The sequence below is a fragment of the Actinomycetospora cinnamomea genome (assembly GCF_003096675.1).
Taxonomy (GTDB): Bacteria; Actinomycetota; Actinomycetes; order Mycobacteriales; family Pseudonocardiaceae; genus Actinomycetospora; species Actinomycetospora cinnamomea.
This window is the reverse complement of sequence record NZ_QEKW01000007.1, coordinates 44,594-63,030: the sequence shown is the minus strand read 5'-3', so window position 1 is coordinate 63,030 and position 18,437 is coordinate 44,594. Positions and strand designations below refer to the sequence as shown.

General features: G+C 76.6%; 17 protein-coding genes and 1 pseudogene. 15 read left to right on the top strand and 3 right to left on the bottom strand.

Annotated features, from left to right (window positions below):
- Nucleotides 1–8 precede the first annotated feature (8 nt).
- Nucleotides 9–857 (bottom strand): PaaX family transcriptional regulator, encoded by an 849-nt coding sequence (locus C8D89_RS14815; protein ID WP_116708903.1) that lies wholly within the window; start codon nucleotides 855–857, stop codon nucleotides 9–11.
- A gap of 93 nt (nucleotides 858–950) precedes the next feature.
- Between C8D89_RS14815 and C8D89_RS14810 the strand changes: the two genes are divergently transcribed.
- The 11 genes and pseudogenes from C8D89_RS14810 (at nucleotide 951) to C8D89_RS14765 (ending at nucleotide 11,953) form a co-directional block, all read left to right on the top strand.
- A complete protein-coding gene (locus C8D89_RS14810) occupies nucleotides 951–2,237 on the top strand; it encodes an adenosylmethionine--8-amino-7-oxononanoate transaminase (RefSeq protein ID WP_116708902.1) in 1,287 nt (428 codons plus the stop codon).
- A gap of 432 nt (nucleotides 2,238–2,669) precedes the next feature.
- A pseudogene (locus C8D89_RS30265) lies at nucleotides 2,670–3,755 on the top strand (SulP family inorganic anion transporter); the annotation flags it as partial.
- A 161-nt stretch (nucleotides 3,756–3,916) separates the two neighbouring features.
- The gene (locus C8D89_RS30975; protein WP_341477322.1) at nucleotides 3,917–4,981 is read left to right on the top strand and encodes a carbonic anhydrase; all 1,065 of its coding nucleotides are present in this window, start codon (nucleotides 3,917–3,919) and stop codon (nucleotides 4,979–4,981) included.
- Between the two features lie 47 nt (nucleotides 4,982–5,028).
- Nucleotides 5,029–6,180 (top strand): 8-amino-7-oxononanoate synthase, encoded by a 1,152-nt coding sequence (locus C8D89_RS14800; protein WP_207787250.1) that lies wholly within the window; start codon nucleotides 5,029–5,031, stop codon nucleotides 6,178–6,180.
- Between the two features lie 149 nt (nucleotides 6,181–6,329).
- Nucleotides 6,330–7,208 (top strand): STAS domain-containing protein, encoded by an 879-nt coding sequence (locus C8D89_RS14795; protein WP_165825713.1) that lies wholly within the window; start codon nucleotides 6,330–6,332, stop codon nucleotides 7,206–7,208.
- Entirely contained in the window at nucleotides 7,205–8,101 is an 897-nt protein-coding gene (locus tag C8D89_RS14790) for a hypothetical protein (protein ID WP_133251916.1), read from the top strand. The genes C8D89_RS14795 and C8D89_RS14790 overlap by 4 nt, the downstream gene beginning before the upstream one ends.
- Before the next feature lie 27 nt (nucleotides 8,102–8,128).
- Nucleotides 8,129–8,830 carry a dethiobiotin synthase gene (gene bioD, locus C8D89_RS14785; RefSeq protein ID WP_116708898.1) on the top strand — a complete coding sequence of 234 codons (702 nt, stop codon included), beginning with the start codon at nucleotides 8,129–8,131 and terminating at the stop codon, nucleotides 8,828–8,830.
- A gap of 56 nt (nucleotides 8,831–8,886) precedes the next feature.
- Nucleotides 8,887–9,924: a biotin synthase BioB gene (gene bioB, locus C8D89_RS14780; RefSeq protein WP_243418112.1), complete on the top strand. Its 1,038-nt coding sequence runs from the start codon at nucleotides 8,887–8,889 to the stop codon at nucleotides 9,922–9,924.
- Complete coding sequence (gene bsaP, locus C8D89_RS14775; protein WP_165825708.1) at nucleotides 9,921–10,199, top strand: biotin synthase auxiliary protein BsaP; 279 nt, start codon at nucleotides 9,921–9,923, stop codon at nucleotides 10,197–10,199. The genes bioB and bsaP overlap by 4 nt, the downstream gene beginning before the upstream one ends.
- Nucleotides 10,200–10,237: 38 nt before the next feature.
- Complete coding sequence (locus C8D89_RS14770) at nucleotides 10,238–10,846, top strand: DUF2567 domain-containing protein (protein WP_116708897.1); 609 nt, start codon at nucleotides 10,238–10,240, stop codon at nucleotides 10,844–10,846.
- 33 nt (nucleotides 10,847–10,879) lie between these two features.
- On the top strand, nucleotides 10,880–11,953 hold the full coding sequence (locus C8D89_RS14765) for a M20 family metallopeptidase (RefSeq protein ID WP_116708896.1): 1,074 nt from the start codon (nucleotides 10,880–10,882) through the stop codon (nucleotides 11,951–11,953).
- On the opposite strand, the gene C8D89_RS14760 is transcribed toward C8D89_RS14765, so the two are convergent.
- Together C8D89_RS14760 and C8D89_RS14755 are read right to left on the bottom strand one after the other, a co-directional pair.
- The gene (locus C8D89_RS14760) at nucleotides 11,950–12,651 is read right to left on the bottom strand and encodes an LON peptidase substrate-binding domain-containing protein (protein WP_116708895.1); all 702 of its coding nucleotides are present in this window, start codon (nucleotides 12,649–12,651) and stop codon (nucleotides 11,950–11,952) included. The genes C8D89_RS14765 and C8D89_RS14760 overlap by 4 nt on opposite strands.
- A 63-nt stretch (nucleotides 12,652–12,714) precedes the next feature.
- On the bottom strand, nucleotides 12,715–13,434 hold the full coding sequence (locus C8D89_RS14755; RefSeq protein WP_116708894.1) for an NUDIX hydrolase: 720 nt from the start codon (nucleotides 13,432–13,434) through the stop codon (nucleotides 12,715–12,717).
- Between the two features lie 230 nt (nucleotides 13,435–13,664).
- Between C8D89_RS14755 and nadA the strand changes: the two genes are divergently transcribed.
- Genes nadA through C8D89_RS14735 form a run of 4 tightly spaced genes read left to right on the top strand, consistent with a single transcriptional unit; the run spans nucleotide 13,665 to nucleotide 18,372 of the window.
- Nucleotides 13,665–14,693, top strand: a complete 1,029-nt coding sequence (nadA, locus tag C8D89_RS14750; protein ID WP_116708893.1) for a quinolinate synthase NadA — start codon at nucleotides 13,665–13,667, stop codon at nucleotides 14,691–14,693.
- Nucleotides 14,690–16,321 (top strand): L-aspartate oxidase, encoded by a 1,632-nt coding sequence (locus tag C8D89_RS14745; protein ID WP_116708892.1) that lies wholly within the window; start codon nucleotides 14,690–14,692, stop codon nucleotides 16,319–16,321. Before nadA ends, C8D89_RS14745 begins: the two co-directional genes overlap by 4 nt.
- Nucleotides 16,318–17,193, top strand: coding sequence for a carboxylating nicotinate-nucleotide diphosphorylase (gene nadC / locus C8D89_RS14740; RefSeq protein WP_116708891.1), 876 nt, complete (start codon nucleotides 16,318–16,320; stop codon nucleotides 17,191–17,193). Before C8D89_RS14745 ends, nadC begins: the two co-directional genes overlap by 4 nt.
- Before the next feature lie 36 nt (nucleotides 17,194–17,229).
- Nucleotides 17,230–18,372, top strand: coding sequence for an NAD(P)/FAD-dependent oxidoreductase (locus C8D89_RS14735; protein WP_116708890.1), 1,143 nt, complete (start codon nucleotides 17,230–17,232; stop codon nucleotides 18,370–18,372).
- The last annotated feature ends 65 nt before the right edge of the window (nucleotides 18,373–18,437 follow it).

The window sequence follows — 18,437 nt, the reverse complement described above, 5'->3', positions numbered from 1 at the left end:
CGCTCGTCTCACAGGCCCAGGGCCGTCGCGGCGCGCAGCGCCCCGGCGGCCCAGGCCGTGTGGCGACCGTGGAACACCTCGGCCGCGCGGTGCCCGACCCACGGTGACGGCAGCAGTGCGTCGGGCAGACCCGGGTCGAGGAACGGGAAGCGCCGCCACGCGTCCACCAGCCGGATCTGCGCGGCGAGCACCGCGGCGTCGTCGGCCGGCTCGAGGTCGGCGAACTGCTCGACGAACGCCGCGTAGCGCGCCTCCAGGTCGCCCAGGTCCCAGGCGCGCTCGGCGAGCTCGCCGACCGTGAGCCCCCCGTGGTACTCGCCGGTGACCAGGTGCGCGTCCGCGGGGCCGGTCTCGGTGAGCACTTCGCGGACCTCGTCGAGCCGCCCCGTGTCGGGGGAGACCCACACGCCCGCGGCCGGCGAGCCGAGGCCGGCCCAGGCCAGCCGGGTGCGCAGCCGGTGGCGGTGCGCCCGCTGCTGCTCGGGGACGCTGGCGACGAGCACCAGCCAGCGCCCGTCCCACGACGGTCGGGTCCGCCCGTGCGCGTAGATCCGCGCCGCGCCCTCGGTCAGCAGCCGACGGCCCCACGGGGTGAGGTCCCAGCGGACCCGCCGGCCGACCCGCTCCGAGGACAGCATGCCGTCGGCGGCCGTGCGGGCCAGGGCCTGGCGGGCGGACTTCTCCTCGACCCCGACGAGGCCGAGGACGTCGACGACGGTCTGGGTCCACACCGGGCCCTCGCTGGGCAGCACGATCTCGCCGAGCACGGTGACGAGCAGCGAGCGCGCGCTCGTGGCCGCGACCTCGCGCCGCCGCGAGAACGGGTCGGGGCGGGCGCTCTCGTCGGCGGTGGACATCGCCGCTGATCCTAGGGCTCGCGGGCGCCCGTCCCTCCCGGCCGACCGGGCGGTCTCCACGCCGTCCGGCCGGTCCGGGACTACGGTGCGCCGATGACCGGTGCCCCGACGACACCCGCCGCCGCCCTCCGCGAGAAGGACCGCGCCCACGTCTGGCACCCGTACGGCCCGATGCCCGGTCGCACGGACCCGCTCGTCGTGCGGTCCGCGCAGGGCGTGCGGCTGACGCTCGACGACGGCCGCGAGCTGGTGGACGGGATGGCGTCGTGGTGGGCGGCGGTGCACGGCTACCGGCACCCCGCACTCGACGAGGCCGTGGCCCGGGCGACGGGCCGGATGAGCCACGTGATGTTCGGCGGGCTGACCCACGATCCGGCGGTCGCGCTGGCCGAGCGGCTCGTGGCGATCACCCCGGAGCCCCTGCAGCACGTCTTCCTCGCCGACTCGGGCTCGGTGTCGATCGAGGTCGCGCTGAAGATGTGCCTGCAGTACCAGCGCGCCCGGGGACGGGCGGGCCGCACGCGGATGATGACCTGGCGCGGCGGCTACCACGGCGACACGTTCGGCGCGATGAGCGTCTGCGACCCCGAGGGCGGGATGCACTCGGCCTGGACCGGGTTCCTGCCGCAGCAGGTGTTCGCCGACCGGCCGCCGTCCGCCTTCGATCCCGCCTACGACGAGCACCTGCGCGCGGTCGCCGAGGCCCACGCCGGCGAGCTCGCGGGCATCGTCGTCGAGCCCGTCGTCCAGGGCGCCGGCGGGATGCGCTTCCACGACCCCCGCCACCTGGGCACGCTGCGCGAGATCGCCGACGCCCACGACCTCGTCCTCGTCTTCGACGAGATCGCCACCGGCTTCGGGCGCACCGGCACGCTCTTCGCGGCCGAGCAGGCCGGGGTGTCGCCGGACGTGATGTGCCTGGGCAAGGCGCTGACCGGCGGCTACCTGACGATGGCCGCCGCCCTGTGCACCCCGGCGGTGGCCCGGGCCATCAGCGACGGGGAGGCCGGCGGGCTCATGCACGGGCCGACGTTCATGGCCAACCCCCTGGCCGCCACGGTCGCCGCCGCCAGCGTCGACGAGCTCCTGCGCCGCGACTGGGCCGGCGAGGTCGCGGGGATCGGGGCCGGGCTGCGCGAGGCCCTCGCCCCCGCCCGCGAGCTCCCCGGTGTCCGCGAGGTGCGCACGCTCGGCGGGATCGGCGTCGTCCAGCTCGACCACCCCGTCGACGTGCCCGCCGCCCAGGCCGCGGCCGAGGCGTGCGGGGTGTGGCTGCGCCCGTTCCGCGACCTCGTCTACGCCATGCCGCCCTACGTCACGCCGGCCGGGGACGTCGCCCGCATCGGGGAGGCGATGGTCGCGGCCGCCCGCGTCGCGTGAACGCTGGGTGACGAGTGTGTGAGGCGACGGTGAGACCGGCCGTGTGAGTCGACCGCCCGGAACGCCGGGTTCGCCGATGTCCACCCCGACGGGGGAGAGCCGGCCTCGAGGTGCACGCGCCGGTGGAGCACCGTGGCGCGGAACGCCCTGCTCAGGGCCACGTCACACCCGGACGAGGGACCGGTCTCCTTCATGATCACCGGCGGTCGGAACGCTGCGTCGTGATCATCAGCGCGGCTTCGCAGCCTCCTCGCCCCGTGGTGCAGAGTGATCACAGCGCTCCCGGCAACCGGGCATCGGTGCCCTGCCGGTGACGCGGGGTGATCGTCGCGACGAGGTCCCTCGGCGTCGGACGAGCGCGTCGTCCAGCCCCCGGTGATCGTCGCCGATCACCCCCCGCCGGGCCGGTGCACGGCCCCCGACGGAGGACCCATGACCACCGGAGCGATCACCGTCCCCGCCGAGCGGGACGCCCCCTCGTGGGGCGAGCGCCTGCGCGCCGACGTCCCCGCCTCGCTCGTCGTCTTCCTCGTCGCCGTGCCGCTCTCGCTGGGCATCGCGGTGGCGTCGGACGCCCCGCTGACCGCAGGTCTCATCGCGGCCGCGGTCGGCGGCCTCGTCGCCGGGGCCCTCGGCGGCTCGCCGCTGCAGGTCAGCGGACCCGCGGCCGGTCTCACGGTCGTCGTCGCCGACCTCGTCGGGCGCTTCGGCTGGGGCGTGACGTGCGCGATCACCGTCGCCGCCGGCGTCCTGCAGGTGATCTTCGGTCTGACCCGCACGGGCCGGGCCGCGCTCGCGATCTCCCCGGCCGTCGTGCACGGGATGCTCGCCGGCATCGGCGTGACCATCGTGCTGGGCCAGCTGCACATCGTTCTGGGCGGCGAGCAACAGGACGATGCGGTCGCAGGCGTGCTCGCCCTGCCCGCGCAGCTCCTCGGGCTGCACGGCCCGGCGACGGTGCTGGGGCTCGCGGTGATCGCGATCCTGCTGCTCTGGGCCCGGCTGCCGCGTCGGGTGCCGGCCTGGGTGCGCGGGATCCCCGCGCCGCTGCCGGCCGTCGTCGCCACCACCGGCGTCGCCGGCGTCGCCGCGCTGCCCGTCGAGCGGGTCGAGATCGGCGGCTCGGTCCTCGACGCGATCACCCCACCGGTCCTGCCCGCCGGACAGTGGAGCGCATTCGCCGTCGGCGTGCTGACCGTCGCGATCATCGCGAGCGTCGAGAGCCTGCTCTCGGCCGTGGCCGTCGACCGGATGCCGGCCGCCGACCCCTCGCGGCCACGGTCCGACCTCGACCGCGAGCTCGTCGGCCAGGGCGCCGGCAACACCGTCTCCGGCCTGCTCGGCGGGCTGCCGATCACGGGCGTCATCGTCCGCAGCTCGACCAACGTCGCCACCGGCGCGCGCACCCGCGCGTCGGCGATCCTGCACGGCGTCTGGATCGTGGTGTTCTCGGTGGCCCTGCTCGGGCTGGTCGAGCAGATCCCGATGGCGGTGCTCGCCGGGCTGCTCGTGGTCATCGGCGCGCGCCTGGTGAAGCTCGCGCACATGCGCGAGCTGCACCGCCACGGCGAGCTGCCGGTCTACCTCGTGACGATCGCCGGCGTCGTGCTCACCGACCTGCTCACCGGCGTGCTGACCGGGCTGGGCCTCGCGGTGCTGCTCGTGCTGCGCCGCGTGGTGTGGGCGTCGATCGAGGTCCAGGAGCCCGCGCACGGGGACGACCGGCTGGGCGGCGAGCGCCCGTGGCACGTCGTCGTCGAGGGCGCGCTGTGCTTCCCGTCGGTGCCGCGGTTGGCCCGTCGCCTCGGGCAGGTGCCCGCCGGGGCGCCCGTGGTGATCGACCTCGTCACCGACTACCTCGACCACGCCGCCTACGACCACCTCTCGGAGTGGATCGAGCGCCACGAGCGGGAAGGCGGGCGCGTCCGCGTGGACGAGGTCGGGACGATGGGGCTGCTCGACCGCCGCGCGGCGTCGAACGGCGGTCCCGGAGACCGGCGGCCCGGGCCGGTGCCGCGTTCCTCAGTCCCTGGGCGGTGTGGCAGGAGGGACACGGGCACCTCGTCGAGGTCTCCACCGACGACCCCATCCTCACGGGCCTGCGCGAGTACCACCGCCGTGCCGCCGGCCTGGTCGCGCCGTACCTCTCCGACCTCGCCGACGGGCAGGCGCCGTACGCGCTCTTCCTCACCTGCTCGGACTCGCGGGTCGTGCCCAACGTGCTCACCTCGAGCGGTCCCGGCGACCTGTTCACCGTCCGCAACGTCGGCAACCTCGCGCCGGTGGACGGCGACGACTCGGTCGGCGCGTCGGTGGAGTACGCGCTGTCCGCGCTCGAGGTGCCGACGCTGGTGGTGTGCGGCCACTCGGGGTGTGGCGCGATGACCGCCGCGCTGCGCGGCACGTGCGGCGACGGGGTGCTCGGGCGCTGGCTCGCCGGGGCCGGGGAGAGCGTCGACGCCTGGCGGGCCGGCCACCCGGTGGGCACGTCGGCCGCCGCCCGCGGGGCCTCGGACGTCGACCAGCTGGCGATGGTCAACGTCGCGGTCCAGCTCGACCGGCTCGCGCGCCACCCCGCCGTCGCCCGCGCCGCCGCGGAGGGCCGGGTGCGCCTGGTCGGCCTGTACTTCGACATCGGCACGGCCCGGATGTCGGTGCTCGAGGACGGGCGCTTCGTCCCCGCGTCGCGCGACCGCCTCGGCGCCGGCGCGCCCGGCGCTCCTCCCACGTGCGTGATCTTCTGAGCTATAGCTCAGAAGATCACGCACGTAGGGTGGCGCGGGTGAGCTGGCTGGGGCCGTGGTTGGAGCAGACGGCGCGGGCGCGCAGCGAGGCGGGGCTGCGGCGCGCGCTGCGACCGCGCGAGGCGGCCGACCCGCTGGTCGACCTCGCGTCCAACGACTACCTCGGCCTGGCCCGCGACCCCCGCGTCGTGGAGGCCGGCGCGGACGCGCTGCGGACCTGGGGCGCCGGGTCGACCGGGTCGCGGCTGGTCACCGGATCGACGCGGCTGCACGCCCAGCTCGAGGACGAGCTCGCCGCCTTCACCGGCACCGCGGCCGCGCTCGTGTTCTCCTCCGGCTACACCGCCAACCTCGGGGCCGTCGCCGCGCTCTCCGGGCGCGGCGCGCTCGTCGTCTCCGACGTCGCGGCGCACGCGTCGCTGGTGGACGCCGCGCGGCTCTCGCGGGCGCGTGTCGAGGTGGCTCGCTGCAGCGACCCCGACGCCGTCGACCGGGTGCTCGCCGCCCGCGACGAGGCCCGCGCGCTGGTGCTGATCGACGGCGTCGACAGCGTCGACGGGAGGATCGCGCCGCTCGCCGCGCTGCACGCCGTGTGCCGGGCGCGCGACGCCGTGCTGGTGGTCGACGACGCGCACGGGCTGGGTGTGCGCGGCCCCGGCGGGCGGGGCACGGTCGCGGAGGCGGGCCTCGCGGGCGCGCCGGATCTGGTCCAGACGGCGACCCTGTCGAAGTCGCTGGGCAGCCAGGGCGGGGTGGTGCTCGCCGGGCGTGCCGTGGTCGAGCACCTCGTGGACGCCGCCCGCCCGTTCATCTTCGACACCGGCCTGGCGCCCGCGGCGGTCGGCGCGGCGCTCGCCGCCCTCGGCGTCGTCCGCGACGAGCCCGAGCGCGTCGCGGCCCTGCACACCGCGGCGGCCGCGGTCGCCGCCTCGGCGCGCGCGGCGGCACCCCGGCTCGAGGTGCCCGCGCCGACGGCCGCGATGGTGCCGGTGGTGCTCGGCGACCCCGACGTCGCCGTCGCGGCCGCGGCGGCCTGCGCCGAGTACGGGCTGCGCGCGGGCTGCTTCCGGCCGCCCTCCGTGCGGCCGGGGACCTCGCGGCTGCGCCTCACCGCCCGCGCCGACCTCGGCGCCGACGAGCTGGCCCTCGTCGACCAGGTGCTGCACAAGGTCCTCGGAACCCTCGTCGCCCTGCGCTGAACAGGCGGGCTCGGTCGGCCGATCGGCAGACCGAGCCCCGCACGATGGGGGGAGCCTCGAGGCCGCCGATCTACCCAGCGTCGCGCGAGTCGTCACCCACCGTGTCGGCGCGGTACTCTGTGGGGCCGGACGTCGACCCGGGAGGAAGCGTGACACCGCTGCTGCACGCGCGCCCGGATCCCGCATCGGCGACGTCGGCCCACACCCTGCTCGTCGCCGACGCCGTCGACCAGGGCCGGCGGGGCACCGCGTCCTGGGTCGAGCGGGAGCTCGCCCGCGGGTCGAAGGTCTACTACAAGGGCTGGCTCCCGGACGGCCGCCGCCCCGATCAGCACTGGATCGCCGGCCCGGCCGGGGCCCGCGGGGCCCGCGAGGCGCTGGCCAGCGGGCAACTCGAGTTCCTCGACTTCCCGGCCGTCGTCGAGCGCTGCGGGATCACCGCCGACGGGGTGCTCGGCCTGTACCGCGAGGAGATCGAGCGGGCCCTCGACGGCCAGTGGCCCACGGTGGCCATGACGCAGGAGAGCCCGGCCCTCCCGATGGCCGACGGCGCCGACCTGGTCGGCGAGTACGCCGCCTGGGAGTCCGGCTTCGACGCCTTCACCCAGCGATGGCCGGTCCGGTTGCTCTGCCAGCTCACGGTGCCCGACGAGAACGAGACCGCGGTGTGGGAGACCGTCGCGGTCCATCACCGCGCCGTGCTGGACGGGGCGTGGTCGGCGGTCGGGGACGTCTGCTGGTGGCGGCCGCGGGGCGACCTCGACGCCCACGTCGCCCGGCGCTTCGGGGCGGCGGTGCACGGTGCGCTGCGGGCGGCCCGCGGGAGCGGCGACGGCCCGGATCTCCACCTGGACCTCTCCGAGGTCGACTTCATGGACGTGGCCTGCGCGCAGATCCTCATGCTCGCGGCCCGCTCCGCGCCGGAGGACCAGCACGTCGTGCTGCACGGCGGACCCCGGTTCCTGCGGCGACTGTTCGACGCCGTCGGGCGGCCGGCGTCGGTGCGCGAGGGCGGGGACGCGCCGTGAGCGTGGACGCCCCCGCCCTGCCCGCGTCTCCCTCCGGTCTCGTCCACCTGGGACTGCTCCACGACGGGCCGGACGACCTGGTGGCGGGCGCCACTCCGGCGATCCGGCGGGCGCTGGCCGGCGGCGACGACGTCCTGCTGATCGTCGACCGCGGCACCGCCCGCCGCTTCCGCGAGGCCCTGGGCGCCGACGCCGAGCGCGTCCGGTTCCCGCCGCCGTCCGCGGCGCTCCCGCCGTCCGCGCCCGGCTTCCTGGCCACCGTGCGCCGCTGGGCCCGCGCCGACCGGCGGACGACGGTGCTGGGGCAGTACCCGTCCGCGATGTCCGCGCCCGACTGCGGGTTCGGCGAGGACGCCGTCAACGCGGTGCTAGGTGACCTGCCCCTGACGCTGATCTGCTGCGCCCGAAGCGACCTCCCCCCGGACCTCGTCGCGGTCGCCCGCCGCACGCACCCGCATCTGTCCACCGCCGACGGCCACACCGACAACCCCGACTACCGGGCCCCCGCCACTGCGAGCCCGACGCCGGCCGGGCTCTGGGGCGCCGTCGCGGCGCGGATCGGGGTCGAGGGCACGGGCGACCTGGCCGAGGTGCGCCACTGCGTGGCCGACGTCGCCGGGCAGGTCGGCCTGGTCGGCGACGACGCCCGCGCGGCGGTGCTCGCGGTGCACGAGGCCGCGGTGCTCGTCGTCCGCGGCGGCGACGGCGCCGGGCTCACCGTCGAGGTCCGCGCCCGCCCGGGGCACACGCTGTTCTCCGAGGTGAGCGGGCCGTCCGCCACGACCGCCGCGCGCGACGGCGACCCGCTCGCCCACGTCCGGCCGTTCTGCCGCGACGTCCTGCTCCACGAGGACGGCGTCCGCCGGGCGGTCCGCGTCCTCTGCACCGTCTGATCACGGGGCCGCGGATACCCTCGCCGGATGCGGACCATGATCGTCACCGGCACCGGCACCGACGTCGGCAAGACCGTGGTCGTCGCCGCGGTCGCGGCCCTGGCCCGCGCGGCGGGGGAGCGGGTCACGGTGCTCAAGCCGGCGCAGACCGGCGTCGCCGAGGACGAGCCCGGCGACCTCGCCGCGGTCGTGCGCCTCGCCGGGGCGGTGGACACGCTGGAGCTCGCCCGGTTCCCCGAGCCGCTGGCGCCGGCGACGGCCGCCCGCCGGGCGGGGGCGATGCCGGTCATGGCCGCCCAGGTGGTCGAGGCGGTCCGCGGGCTCGAGGGCACGGCGGACCTCGTGCTCGTCGAGGGCGCGGGCGGGCTGCTCGTGCGGCTCAACGATCTCCACGAGACCCTCGCCGACGTTGCCTCCGGGCTCGCGGCACCGGTGCTGCTCGTCGCGTCCGCCGGGCTCGGTGTGCTCAACAGCGCCGCGCTGACGGCCGAGGCGCTCGCCCGGCGCGGGGTGCCGCTGCTCGGCACCGTCGTCGGCGCCCTCCCGGAGCGCCCGGACCTCGCCGAGCGGACCAACCTCGACGACCTGCCGCGCGTCACCGACGCCCCGCTGCTCGGGGTGCTGCCCGCGGGCCTCGGCGGAGTCGATCACGACGCCTTCCTCGTCGCCGCGCGGTGTGGCCTCGGTCCCGTCCTCGGAGGTGGGTGGTCCCCCCAGACCTCCTCGTGAGGCACACTGCCGCCCGGGACGTCCCCGTCCCCGCGACCCGACGAAGGGAGCCCGGCGTGACGGCCGTGGAGACCGGCGCGAGCACCGAGGACACGCAGGGGGAGGACGTCCTCGCCGTGGCCCGCGAGCAGGTGCTCGAGCGGGGGGAGGGCCTCACGCAGGAGCAGGTGCTGGCCGTCCTGTCGCTGCCGACCGAGCGGCTCGGCGAGGCGCTGGCGCTGGCGCACGAGGTGCGGATGCGCTGGTGCGGGCCGGAGGTCGAGGTCGAGGGCATCGTCTCGCTCAAGACCGGCGGCTGCCCCGAGGACTGCCACTTCTGCTCGCAGTCCGGGCTGTTCGACTCGCCGGTGCGCGCGGCGTGGCTGGACAAGGACCGGCTGGTCGAGGCGGCGAAGCAGACCGCCAAGACGGGGGCGACGGAGTTCTGCATCGTCGCCGCGGTGCGCGGTCCCGACGCGAAGCTCATGGAGCAGGTGCGGGCGGGGATCGCCGCAATCCGCGCCGAGGTCGACATCAACGTCGCGTGCTCGCTGGGGATGCTGACCCAGGAGCAGGTGGACGAGCTCGCCGCGATGGGCGTGCACCGCTACAACCACAACCTCGAGACCGCGCGCTCGCACTTCCCCGAGGTCGTCACCACGCACTCCTGGGAGGAGCGCTGGGAGACCCTGCAGATGGTGCGCGCGGCGGGCATGGAGGTCTGCTGCGGCGGCATCGTGGGCATGGGCGAGACCCTCGAGCAGCGCGCCGAGTTCGCCGTGCAGCTCGCCGAGCTCGAGCCCGACGAGGTGCCGCTGAACTTCCTCATCCCCAACCCGGGGACGCCCTTCGCGCACCTCGAGGTCCCGCAGGGCGCCGACGCGCTGATGACGGTGGCGGCGTTCCGTCTGGCGCTGCCGCGCACGGTGCTGCGCTTCGCCGGCGGCCGGGAGCTGACCCTCGGGGACCTCGGTGCGGAGCAGGGCATGCTCGGTGGGGTCAACGCCATCATCGTCGGCAACTACCTGACCAACCTCGGGCGCCCGGCCGAGCAGGACCTCGACATGCTCGAGGAGCTCAAGATGCCGATCAAGGCCCTGAACGACACGCTGTGAGCGCGCCGGTGGAGCCGGCGGAGGGCCCGGCCGACCGCGACGCGGAGCGCGACGGAGCCGGCGCCGCGTCGGAGCCGTTCTGCGCGTGGTGCGGCCGCGCGCGGGTCGAGGGCGACCACGCGCCGTGCGACCGCCGGCTGGCCACCGTCGACCCGCCGCGGCACTGCCCGGTGTGCGCGCGGCGGATGGTCGTGCAGGTCGACCCCATGGGCTGGACCGCGCGGTGCAGCCGCCACGGCGAGTCGACGGGCGCCGGCGGGTTCGGGCATCCGTGAATGAGCGTCCGGGAGACGCGGCGCAGCGGAGCTCGACCATGACCGTCGACGACGACTTCCTGCCCGGCGAGCCGCCCGCCCACCGGCTGTCGCGCGACGAGCTGCGCGCCGACCTGCCCGCGGGCCTGCGCTACGCCGCGATCCTCGTGGTGGTCGGGCTCCCGCTGGGCGCGCTGTGGGCGTTCCTCGCGCCCGTGGTGCACACCGTCGCGCTGCCCGGCGGCGGGTCGGGTGTCCCGGCGGGGGAGGCCGACCACGCGTTCGACGCCGTGGCGATCCACGTCCTGCTGATCGCCGCGTTCGGGGTCATCGCCGGCGCGGTGGCGTGGCGGCGGCGCCATCGCCGCGGTCCGGTGCTGCTCGTCGCCCTCGTCGTGGGGTCGCTGGCCGGGGCCTGGGTGGCGGGACGGATCGGGGGGCTCCTGGCCTGGGCGGCGTCACCGATCCCGGTGCTCGTCGACCCGGCGGCGCTGGACCGGGCGGGAGCCCCGGGCGGGCCGGTGCCCGCGGTGCTCACGAGCGTGCCGCCGTCGCCGGGCCCGTGGTGGCTCGCGCTGGTCGCCGGGCTCGCGGCCGCGCTCACCTACGTCCTGGCCGCCATCATCGACGGGCACGAGGAGATGGGTCGCGACCCCGCGGCGTCGTGACCGTGCCCTCCACCACCGACCCCGGGAGGCACCGTGGACCCCGTCGACCTGGCGTGTGAGCTGGTGCGTCTCGACACCCGCGGCGGCGGGGAGAGCGCGGCCGCCGCGCTGCTCGCCGAGCGCCTCGAGGACGCCGGCCTGGACGTGACCGTGCACGAGACGCGGTCCGGCCGCGCCAACGTCGTCGCCCGACGCGGCACGCAGACCCCGGTGACGCTCACCGGGCACCTGGACACCGTCCCCGCCGAGGAGTCGGTGTGGTCGTTCGACCCGCTCGCGGGCGACGTCGTGGACGGGCGGCTGCGGGGCCGGGGGAGCAGCGACATGAAGGCCGGCGTCGCCGCGGCGGTGGTCGCGGCCGCCGCGCACGTCCGCGCCGGCGGCAGCGGCGTGCAGGTCGTGCTCACCTTCGGCGAGGAGACCGGCTGCGAGGGCGCCCGGGAGCTCCCGGGCGACGCGCTGGCGCCGTCCGGGACGCTGCTCGTCGCCGAGCCGACGGCCAACCACGTCGTGCTCGGGCACAAGGGCGTGCTGTGGCTGGTGCTGCGGGCCACGGGCGTCCCGGCCCACGGCTCTCGGCCCGACCTCGGCCACAACGCGCTGGTCGACCTCGCCCGCGCGGCGGTGCGGATCCACGAGCACGACGCGTGGCCCACCAGCCCCACGCACGGGGCGACCACCGCGAACGTCGGGATGATGCGGGCGGGCGTCCAGCCCAACGTCGTCCCGGACCACGCCGCGCTCACCGTCGACCTGCGCCTCGTGCCCGGCGACACGGCCGACGCGGCGGAGGCCACGGTCGTCGGGCTCGCCGGCTGCCCGGTCGAGACCGAGCGCCTCGTCGAGCTGCCGCTGATCGACACCGACCCGGCACGGGCGGCGCGCACCGTGGAGCTGCTCCGGGGCGGCAGCGGGAGTGGACCGGGGCGCTACGCCACGTACTTCACCGACGCGAGCGTGCTGGCCTCGGCGCTCGGCGGCGCCGACGTGGTCGTGTACGGCCCGGGCGAGCCGGAGCAGGCCCACGTCACCGACGAGACCGCGCCGGCGGGCCTCATCGCGCCGGCGACCGAGGCCTACCGGCGGGTCCTGGCGGAGCTCACCTAGTTCGGGCTGTGCTCGACGGCGAACTTGGCCGTCGGGGCCCACACCGCCCGGAGCTCGCCGAGAAGGATCGCCTCCCGGGTCATCGAGCGTCGGATGAGGTGCAGCCGTTCCATCGGGCAGGTCTGCTCGAGCAGCTCCTGGCGGTCGGAGAGCGGCAGCAGGCAGTCGCCGGCGAGGATGTGGGCGAGCTCGGCCTCGGTGACGTCGGGCGCGGCCTCGGTCCCCAGCTCGGTGGGCAGCTCGCCGTCGCCGCCGCCCTGCTGGCGCCACGCGGTGGCGCAGTAGCGGCGGTGGGCGGCCCGGGCGGCCATGGCCAGCGGGGCGAGGTCGTGCTCGGTGTCGCCCTCGTCGTCGGGCAGCCACTCGACGTTCGCCACCAGATAGGGGGCGGTGCCGTCGTCGACCTCGAGCAGCCGGAAGCGGCGGTCACCCGTGGTCTGGATGTCGAAGCGGCCGTCGGGCAGGCGCCGCACCTCGCGCAGGCTCGCCGTGCAGCCGACGTCGTGCAGGCCCTCGCGACCGTCGTCGGGACTCCAGCCCTCGCGGACGGCGACCACACCGAATTGCTTGCCGGGGATCGTGCCGGTGACGAGGTCGATCGTGAGCTGGCGGTAGCGGGGCTCGAAGATGTGCAGTGGCAGTGAGGCGCCGGGCAGCAGGACGGTCCCCAGAGGGAACAGCGGCAGCGTCTCGACCACGGCACCACGCTACGACCACTGGGGCCACCCCGCCGGGTGGCGCGGGACGCGCGTCGCGGGCGTCTACCCCGGCTCGCCGGGCGGTCGCAGGGCCGCGAACGGGTCGGTGACGCGCAGGACGTGCTCGGAGAAGCGGAAGACCGCCGCGGGGCGCCCACCCGCGGGACCGGGCGCGGCGGTCTCGCCGGTGGGGACGAGGACGCCGCGGCGGGTGAGGACGCGCTGGAGGTTGGTGGCCGAGACGCGGTGGCCGAGGGCGGCGGCGTAGAGGTCGCGCAGTTCGGAGACCGTGAACTCGGCGGGGGCGAGCGCGAAGCCGATGTTGGTGTAGGAGAGCTTCGCGCGCAGGCGGTCGACGCCGTCGCGGGTGATGGCGCCGTGGTCGAAGGCGGTGGTGGGCAGCGCGTCGACGCGGTGCCAGGCGGTGTCGCCGGGGACGGCGGGGTCGGCGTCGGTGGGCACGAGGCCGAGGAACGCCGTCGCGACCCGTCGGGGCGCCGGCCCGCGGTGGGGGTCGGAGTACACGCCGAGCTGCTCGACGTGCGCGACCTCGGCGAGGTCGACCTTCTCCGCGAGATGCCGGCGGACCGAGGCCTCGACGTCCTCGTCGGCGCCCAACCGACCGCCGGGCAGCGACCAGCGCCCGGCGTGCGGCTCCCGCGCCCGCTGCCAGAGCAACACGCTCGGTACGACCCCGGTGATGCGCAGGACCACGGCCAGCACGTCGTGCGCGTACGTCCCCGGCTCGCCCGCCGCGGACCCCTGCGTGCCGACGCTCTCCACGGAGCGTGATCGTAGGTGGTGTCAGCGGTGGGCCACCGCAGACACCCAGTGTCCGTAGGGGCCCACGGCTGACACGAGGCACGGTGGCGCTCGCCACGGCGCGTGACGGGTGCTGGCGCGAGGGCGGGGGTGGGAGGTACCGTCGGGCACGTTTTCGACCACGAGGCGAAAACCAGTCGAGGGGCCGGGCCGCGCCGACGAGGACGCGGGACCCGGGGGAGGAGACGGCGATGACCGTCGCCAACGCAGAGATCGCCGGCGAACTCGTCGCGCCGCTGACCGCCGGACCGGGGTGGGCCGAGGAGGTCCGCCGGCTCGCGCGGGAGCGCGACGCCGTGGTGCTCGCGCACAACTACCAGCGCCCCGAGATCCAGGACGTCGCCGATCACACCGGCGACTCGCTCGCGCTCTCCCGCATCGCCGCCGCGAGCGACGCGTCCACGATCGTCTTCTGCGGCGTCCACTTCATGGCCGAGACCGCGAAGATCCTGGCGCCGGAGAAGACGGTGCTCATCCCCGACGCCCTGGCCGGGTGCAGCCTCGCCGACTCGATCACCGCCGACGAGCTGCGCGCCTGGAAGGCCGAGTTCACCGCTTCTGGGCACCCCGCGCCGGTGGTCGTCAGCTACGTCAACACCACCGCCGCGGTGAAGGCCGAGACCGACGTCTGCTGCACGTCGTCCAACGCCGTCGAGGTCGTCGACAGCATCCCCGCCGACCGCGAGGTCCTCTTCCTGCCCGACCAGTTCCTCGGCGCCCACGTCCAGCGGATCACCGGGCGCGCGAACCTCCACATCTGGGCCGGTGAGTGCCACGTCCACGCCGGCATCAACGGCGCCACGCTGACGGCCAAGGCCCAGGCCGACCCCGACGCCGACCTCTTCGTCCACCCCGAGTGCGGCTGCGCCACCAGCGCGCTCTACCTCGCCGGTGCGGGTGCGGTCCCCGCCGAGCAGGTCCACATCCTGTCCACCGGCGGGATGCTCGACGCGGCCAAGAACACCACGAAGGCCAGCGTGCTCGTGGCCACCGAGGTCGGCATGCTCCACCAGCTGCGCCGCGCCAACCCCGAGGTCGACTTCCGCCCGGTCAACGACCGCGCGGCCTGCGGCTACATGAAGATGATCACCCCGGGTGCGCTGACCCGGGCGCTGGTCGAGGGCCGTGACGAGGTCCACGTCGACCCCGACACGGCCGCGCGGGCCCGGGGCGCCGTGCAGCGCATGATCGAGATCGGCCGGCCGGGGGGCGGGGAGTGAGCGGCCGGGAGACCGGCGGGGACGCCGGTTGGGAGACCGCTGCCGACCTCGTCGTCGTCGGCTCCGGGGTCGCGGGGCTGACCGCCGCGCTCGCCGCCCGCCGCGCCGGGGTCCGGGTCGTCGTCGTCACGAAGGACGTGCCCGACGAGGGCAGCACGCGCTGGGCCCAGGGCGGCATCGCCGTCGTGCTCGGCGACGTCACGGGCGACTCGGTCGACGCCCACCTCGCCGACACCCTCGCCGCGGGCGGCGGGCTGGTCGACGCGTCCGCGGCGCGCGCCATCCTCGCCGCCGGGCCCGCCGCCGTCACCGCCCTGCGTGGCCAGGGCGCCGTGTTCGACGCGGAGCCGGACGGCGGGGCGGCGCGTCTCGCCCGCACCCGCGAGGGCGGGCACTCGGCGTTGCGCGTCGTCCACGCCGGCGGGGACGCCACGGGCGCGGAGGTCGAGCGCGCCCTGCTCGCGGCGACGAGCCGGGCGGCGCTCACGGTGCTCGCCGGGCACGCCGCGACCGCGGTGCTCACCGGCCCCGACGGCTCCGTGCAGGGTCTCGAGGTCCGCGACGACGACGGGCGCCCCGGCCGCCTCGCCGCGCCCGCGGTGCTGCTCGCGACGGGCGGGGTCGGCGCGCTCTACGAGACGACCACCAACCCCGCCGTCGCGACGGCCGACGGCTGGGCGCTGGGCCTGCACGCCGGCGCGGCGCTCGCCGACGTCGAGTTCGTCCAGTTCCACCCGACCGCGCTCCACACCGGGCGGGCCGGCCCGGGTCGCGCACCGCTGGTCACCGAGGCCCTGCGCGGTGAGGGTGCGGTGCTGCGCGACACGACCGGCGCCCCGGTCACCGCGGGCGTGCACCCCCTCGGCGACCTCGCCCCCCGCGACGTGGTGGCCGCGGCCATCACCCGCCGGCTCGCGCAGCTCGGGGCCGAGCACGTGTGGCTCGACGCCACCGGCGTCCCCGACGTCGCCGCCCGCTTCCCGACCGTCGCCGCGTCCTGTGCCGCCATCGGCGTCGATCTCGCCCGCGACCCCGTCCCCGTGCGCCCCGCCGCGCACTACGCGTGCGGCGGCGTCGTCACCGACACCCGCGGCCGCACCGGCGTCGCCGGGCTCTGGGCCGCCGGCGAGGTCGCGCGGACGGGCCTGCACGGCGCCAACCGGCTTGCGTCGAACAGCCTGCTCGAGGGCCTGGTGACGGGGCGGCGCGCGGCCGAGGACGTCGTCGCCGCCCTGGCCGGTCCCCGCGCGCTGGGTCGCGTCGACGCCGCCGCCCCGCGCCCCGTGCCCGTCGCCGACCGCGCCGTCCTGCAGGCGGCCATGACGCGCGGCGCCGGGATCGGTCGTGACGCCGCCGGTCTCGCGGCGGCGTCCGACGCGGTCGAGGCCGCGAGCGACCTGCGGGTGCCCACGACCCGCGCCGAGGCCGAGGACGCGGCCCTGACCCTCGCCGCCCATGTCCTGCTCGCGGCCGCGGGTTCGCGCACCGAGACCCGCGGCTGCCACGTCCGCACCGACCACCCCGTCACCGACGACCGCTGGCAGCGCACCTCGAGCACCGTCGTCCTCGACGGTGATGGGCGGCTGCACGTCGGGACGACCGACGCCCGCCGCGGGGGTGCCGCATGACCGCCACGCTCACGCTCCCCGAGTCCCTCGATCCCGCCGAGGTCGACGACGTCGTCGCCCGCGCCCTCGACGAGGACCTGCGCGACGGCCCCGACGCGACGACCACGGCCTGCGTGCCGGAGGGCGCGATCGCGGTCGGCGAGTTCCGCACCCGTCCCGCCGGCACGCTCGCGGGCGTCGGCGTGGCCGTGCGGGTGCTGGAACGGGTCTGCGGGCCCGACCTCGAGGTCCTCGACGCCCGCGCCGACGGCGACCGCCTCGCCGCCGGCGACGTCGCCCTCGCCGTCCGGGCGCCGCTGCGCACCCTGCTGACCGCCGAGCGGACGGCGCTGAACCTGCTCACCCAGCTCTCCGGGGTCGCGACGGCCACCGCGGCGTGGGTCGACGCCGTCGCCGGCACCCGCGCCCGCATCCGCGACACCCGCAAGACCGTGCCCGGGTTGCGGGCGCTGCAGAAGTACGCGGTGCGCTGCGGCGGCGGGGTCAACCACCGCATGTCGCTGGGTGACGCGATCCTGATCAAGGACAACCATGTGGCGGCCGCCGGCTCGGTGACCGCGGCGCTCGCCGCCGCGCGCGCAGCGGCACCGGAGCTGCCGTGCGAGGTCGAGGTCGACTCGTTCGCCCAGCTCGACGAGGTCCTCGCCCTGGGCGTCGGCCTGGTGCTGCTCGACAACTTCACCCCGGAGCAGTCCGCCGAGGCCGTCGCCCGCCGTGACGCCACGGCCCCGGGCACCGGCCTCGAGGTCTCCGGCGGGCTCACCCTCGATGCCGCCGCGGCCCACGCCGCCGCCGGCGTCGACTATCTCGCCGTCGGCGCCCTGACCCACTCCGCGCCGGTGCTCGACCTCGGCCTCGACCTCCGTATGTGAGTGATTTCCCCGGCTATAGCAGGGAAGATCACGCACATGGAGGTCGTCGTCGGCGGCGGCATCGCCGGGGTGTCGGTGGCCGCGGAGCTCGCGCGCGCGGGCGAGGTCGTGCTCGTCGAGGGCGAGGCCGAGCTGGCCCGGCACACCACGGGGCGCTCGGCCGCGAGCTACATCCCCGGCCACGGCGCCGCGCCCACCCGCGCGCTGATCGCCGCCTCGCGCACCCGTTTCGACGTCCTCGCCGAGGAGGCCGGCCACCCGTTCCTGCGCCCGCGCCCCGTCCTCCACGTCGCCCACGAGGCCGACGAGGAGCGGGTGCTGCGCGAGGAGCTGCTGCCCCTCGACACCGTCGACGAGCTCACCGTCGACGAGGCCGTCGCCCGCTGGCCCGCGCTGCGTCCCGACGTGCTGCGGGCGGCCGGCGTCGTCGAGGACGCCCAGGACGCCGACCCGCTCGGCCTGCACCAGCACCACCGTCGCGCCCTGCGCGAGCGCGGCGGGACGATCCGTACGGGCCGGCCCGTCACCGCCCTCGAGCGCACCGGCAGCGGCTGGCGGGTCGGTGTGGGCCACCACGGACACACCGAGTACCTCGACGCCGACCTCGTCGTCCTCGCGGCGGGGGCCTGGACCGACAGGCTGCTCGCCCTCGCCGGCGCCGACCCGGTCGGCCTGCGCCCGCTCCGCCGCACCATCGCCATCGCCCGCATCCCGGACGGCGCGCCCGTGCGCCGCGACGACCCGTTCGTCGTCTCGGCCGGCGAGCGCTGGTACGCCAAGCCCGAGGGCGAGCACCTGCTCGTCTCGCCGTCCGAGGAGACCCCGGCCGAGCCCGGGGACCCGCGTCCCGACGAGCTCGACGTCGCCTCCGCCCTCGAGCGGGTCAACGCCGTCACCATCCTGGGCCTGCGCAGCGTCGTGACCAGCTGGACCGGCCTGCGCACCTTCGTCCCCGACCGCGGGCTCGTGATCGGCGACCGCCCCGAACACCCCGGCCTGCACCTCTTCGCCGGGCAGGGCGGGTCGGGCATCGAGACCGCCCCGGCCGCCGCCGCCCTCGCCGCCGCGGTCATCCGCGGCGAGGAGCCGCCGCCCGACGTCCTCGCCGCCCTCCGGGCGCACGACACCGGGGTGGACGCCCTGCTCGCGCGGCGGCTCCCCACCCACCGCGGCGCCTGAGTCCACCCGATCGATCGGGGGAGTGGAGCTGCCGCACGGGCCGCGGTGAACGTAGCTTCTGCTGC

Excerpts from the sequence above, each read along its gene's own strand:
- C8D89_RS14815 (WP_116708903.1), bottom strand. The coding sequence starts at position 857 with ATGTCCACCGCCGACGAGAGCGCCCGCCCCGACCCGTTCTCGCGGCGG.
- C8D89_RS14810 (WP_116708902.1), top strand. The coding sequence starts at position 951 with ATGACCGGTGCCCCGACGACACCCGCCGCCGCCCTCCGCGAGAAGGAC.
- bioD (WP_116708898.1), top strand. The coding sequence starts at position 8,129 with ATGCGGACCATGATCGTCACCGGCACCGGCACCGACGTCGGCAAGACC.
- C8D89_RS14770 (WP_116708897.1), top strand. The coding sequence starts at position 10,238 with ATGACCGTCGACGACGACTTCCTGCCCGGCGAGCCGCCCGCCCACCGG.
- nadA (WP_116708893.1), top strand. The coding sequence starts at position 13,665 with ATGACCGTCGCCAACGCAGAGATCGCCGGCGAACTCGTCGCGCCGCTG.
- nadC (WP_116708891.1), top strand. The coding sequence starts at position 16,318 with ATGACCGCCACGCTCACGCTCCCCGAGTCCCTCGATCCCGCCGAGGTC.
- C8D89_RS14735 (WP_116708890.1), top strand. The coding sequence starts at position 17,230 with ATGGAGGTCGTCGTCGGCGGCGGCATCGCCGGGGTGTCGGTGGCCGCG.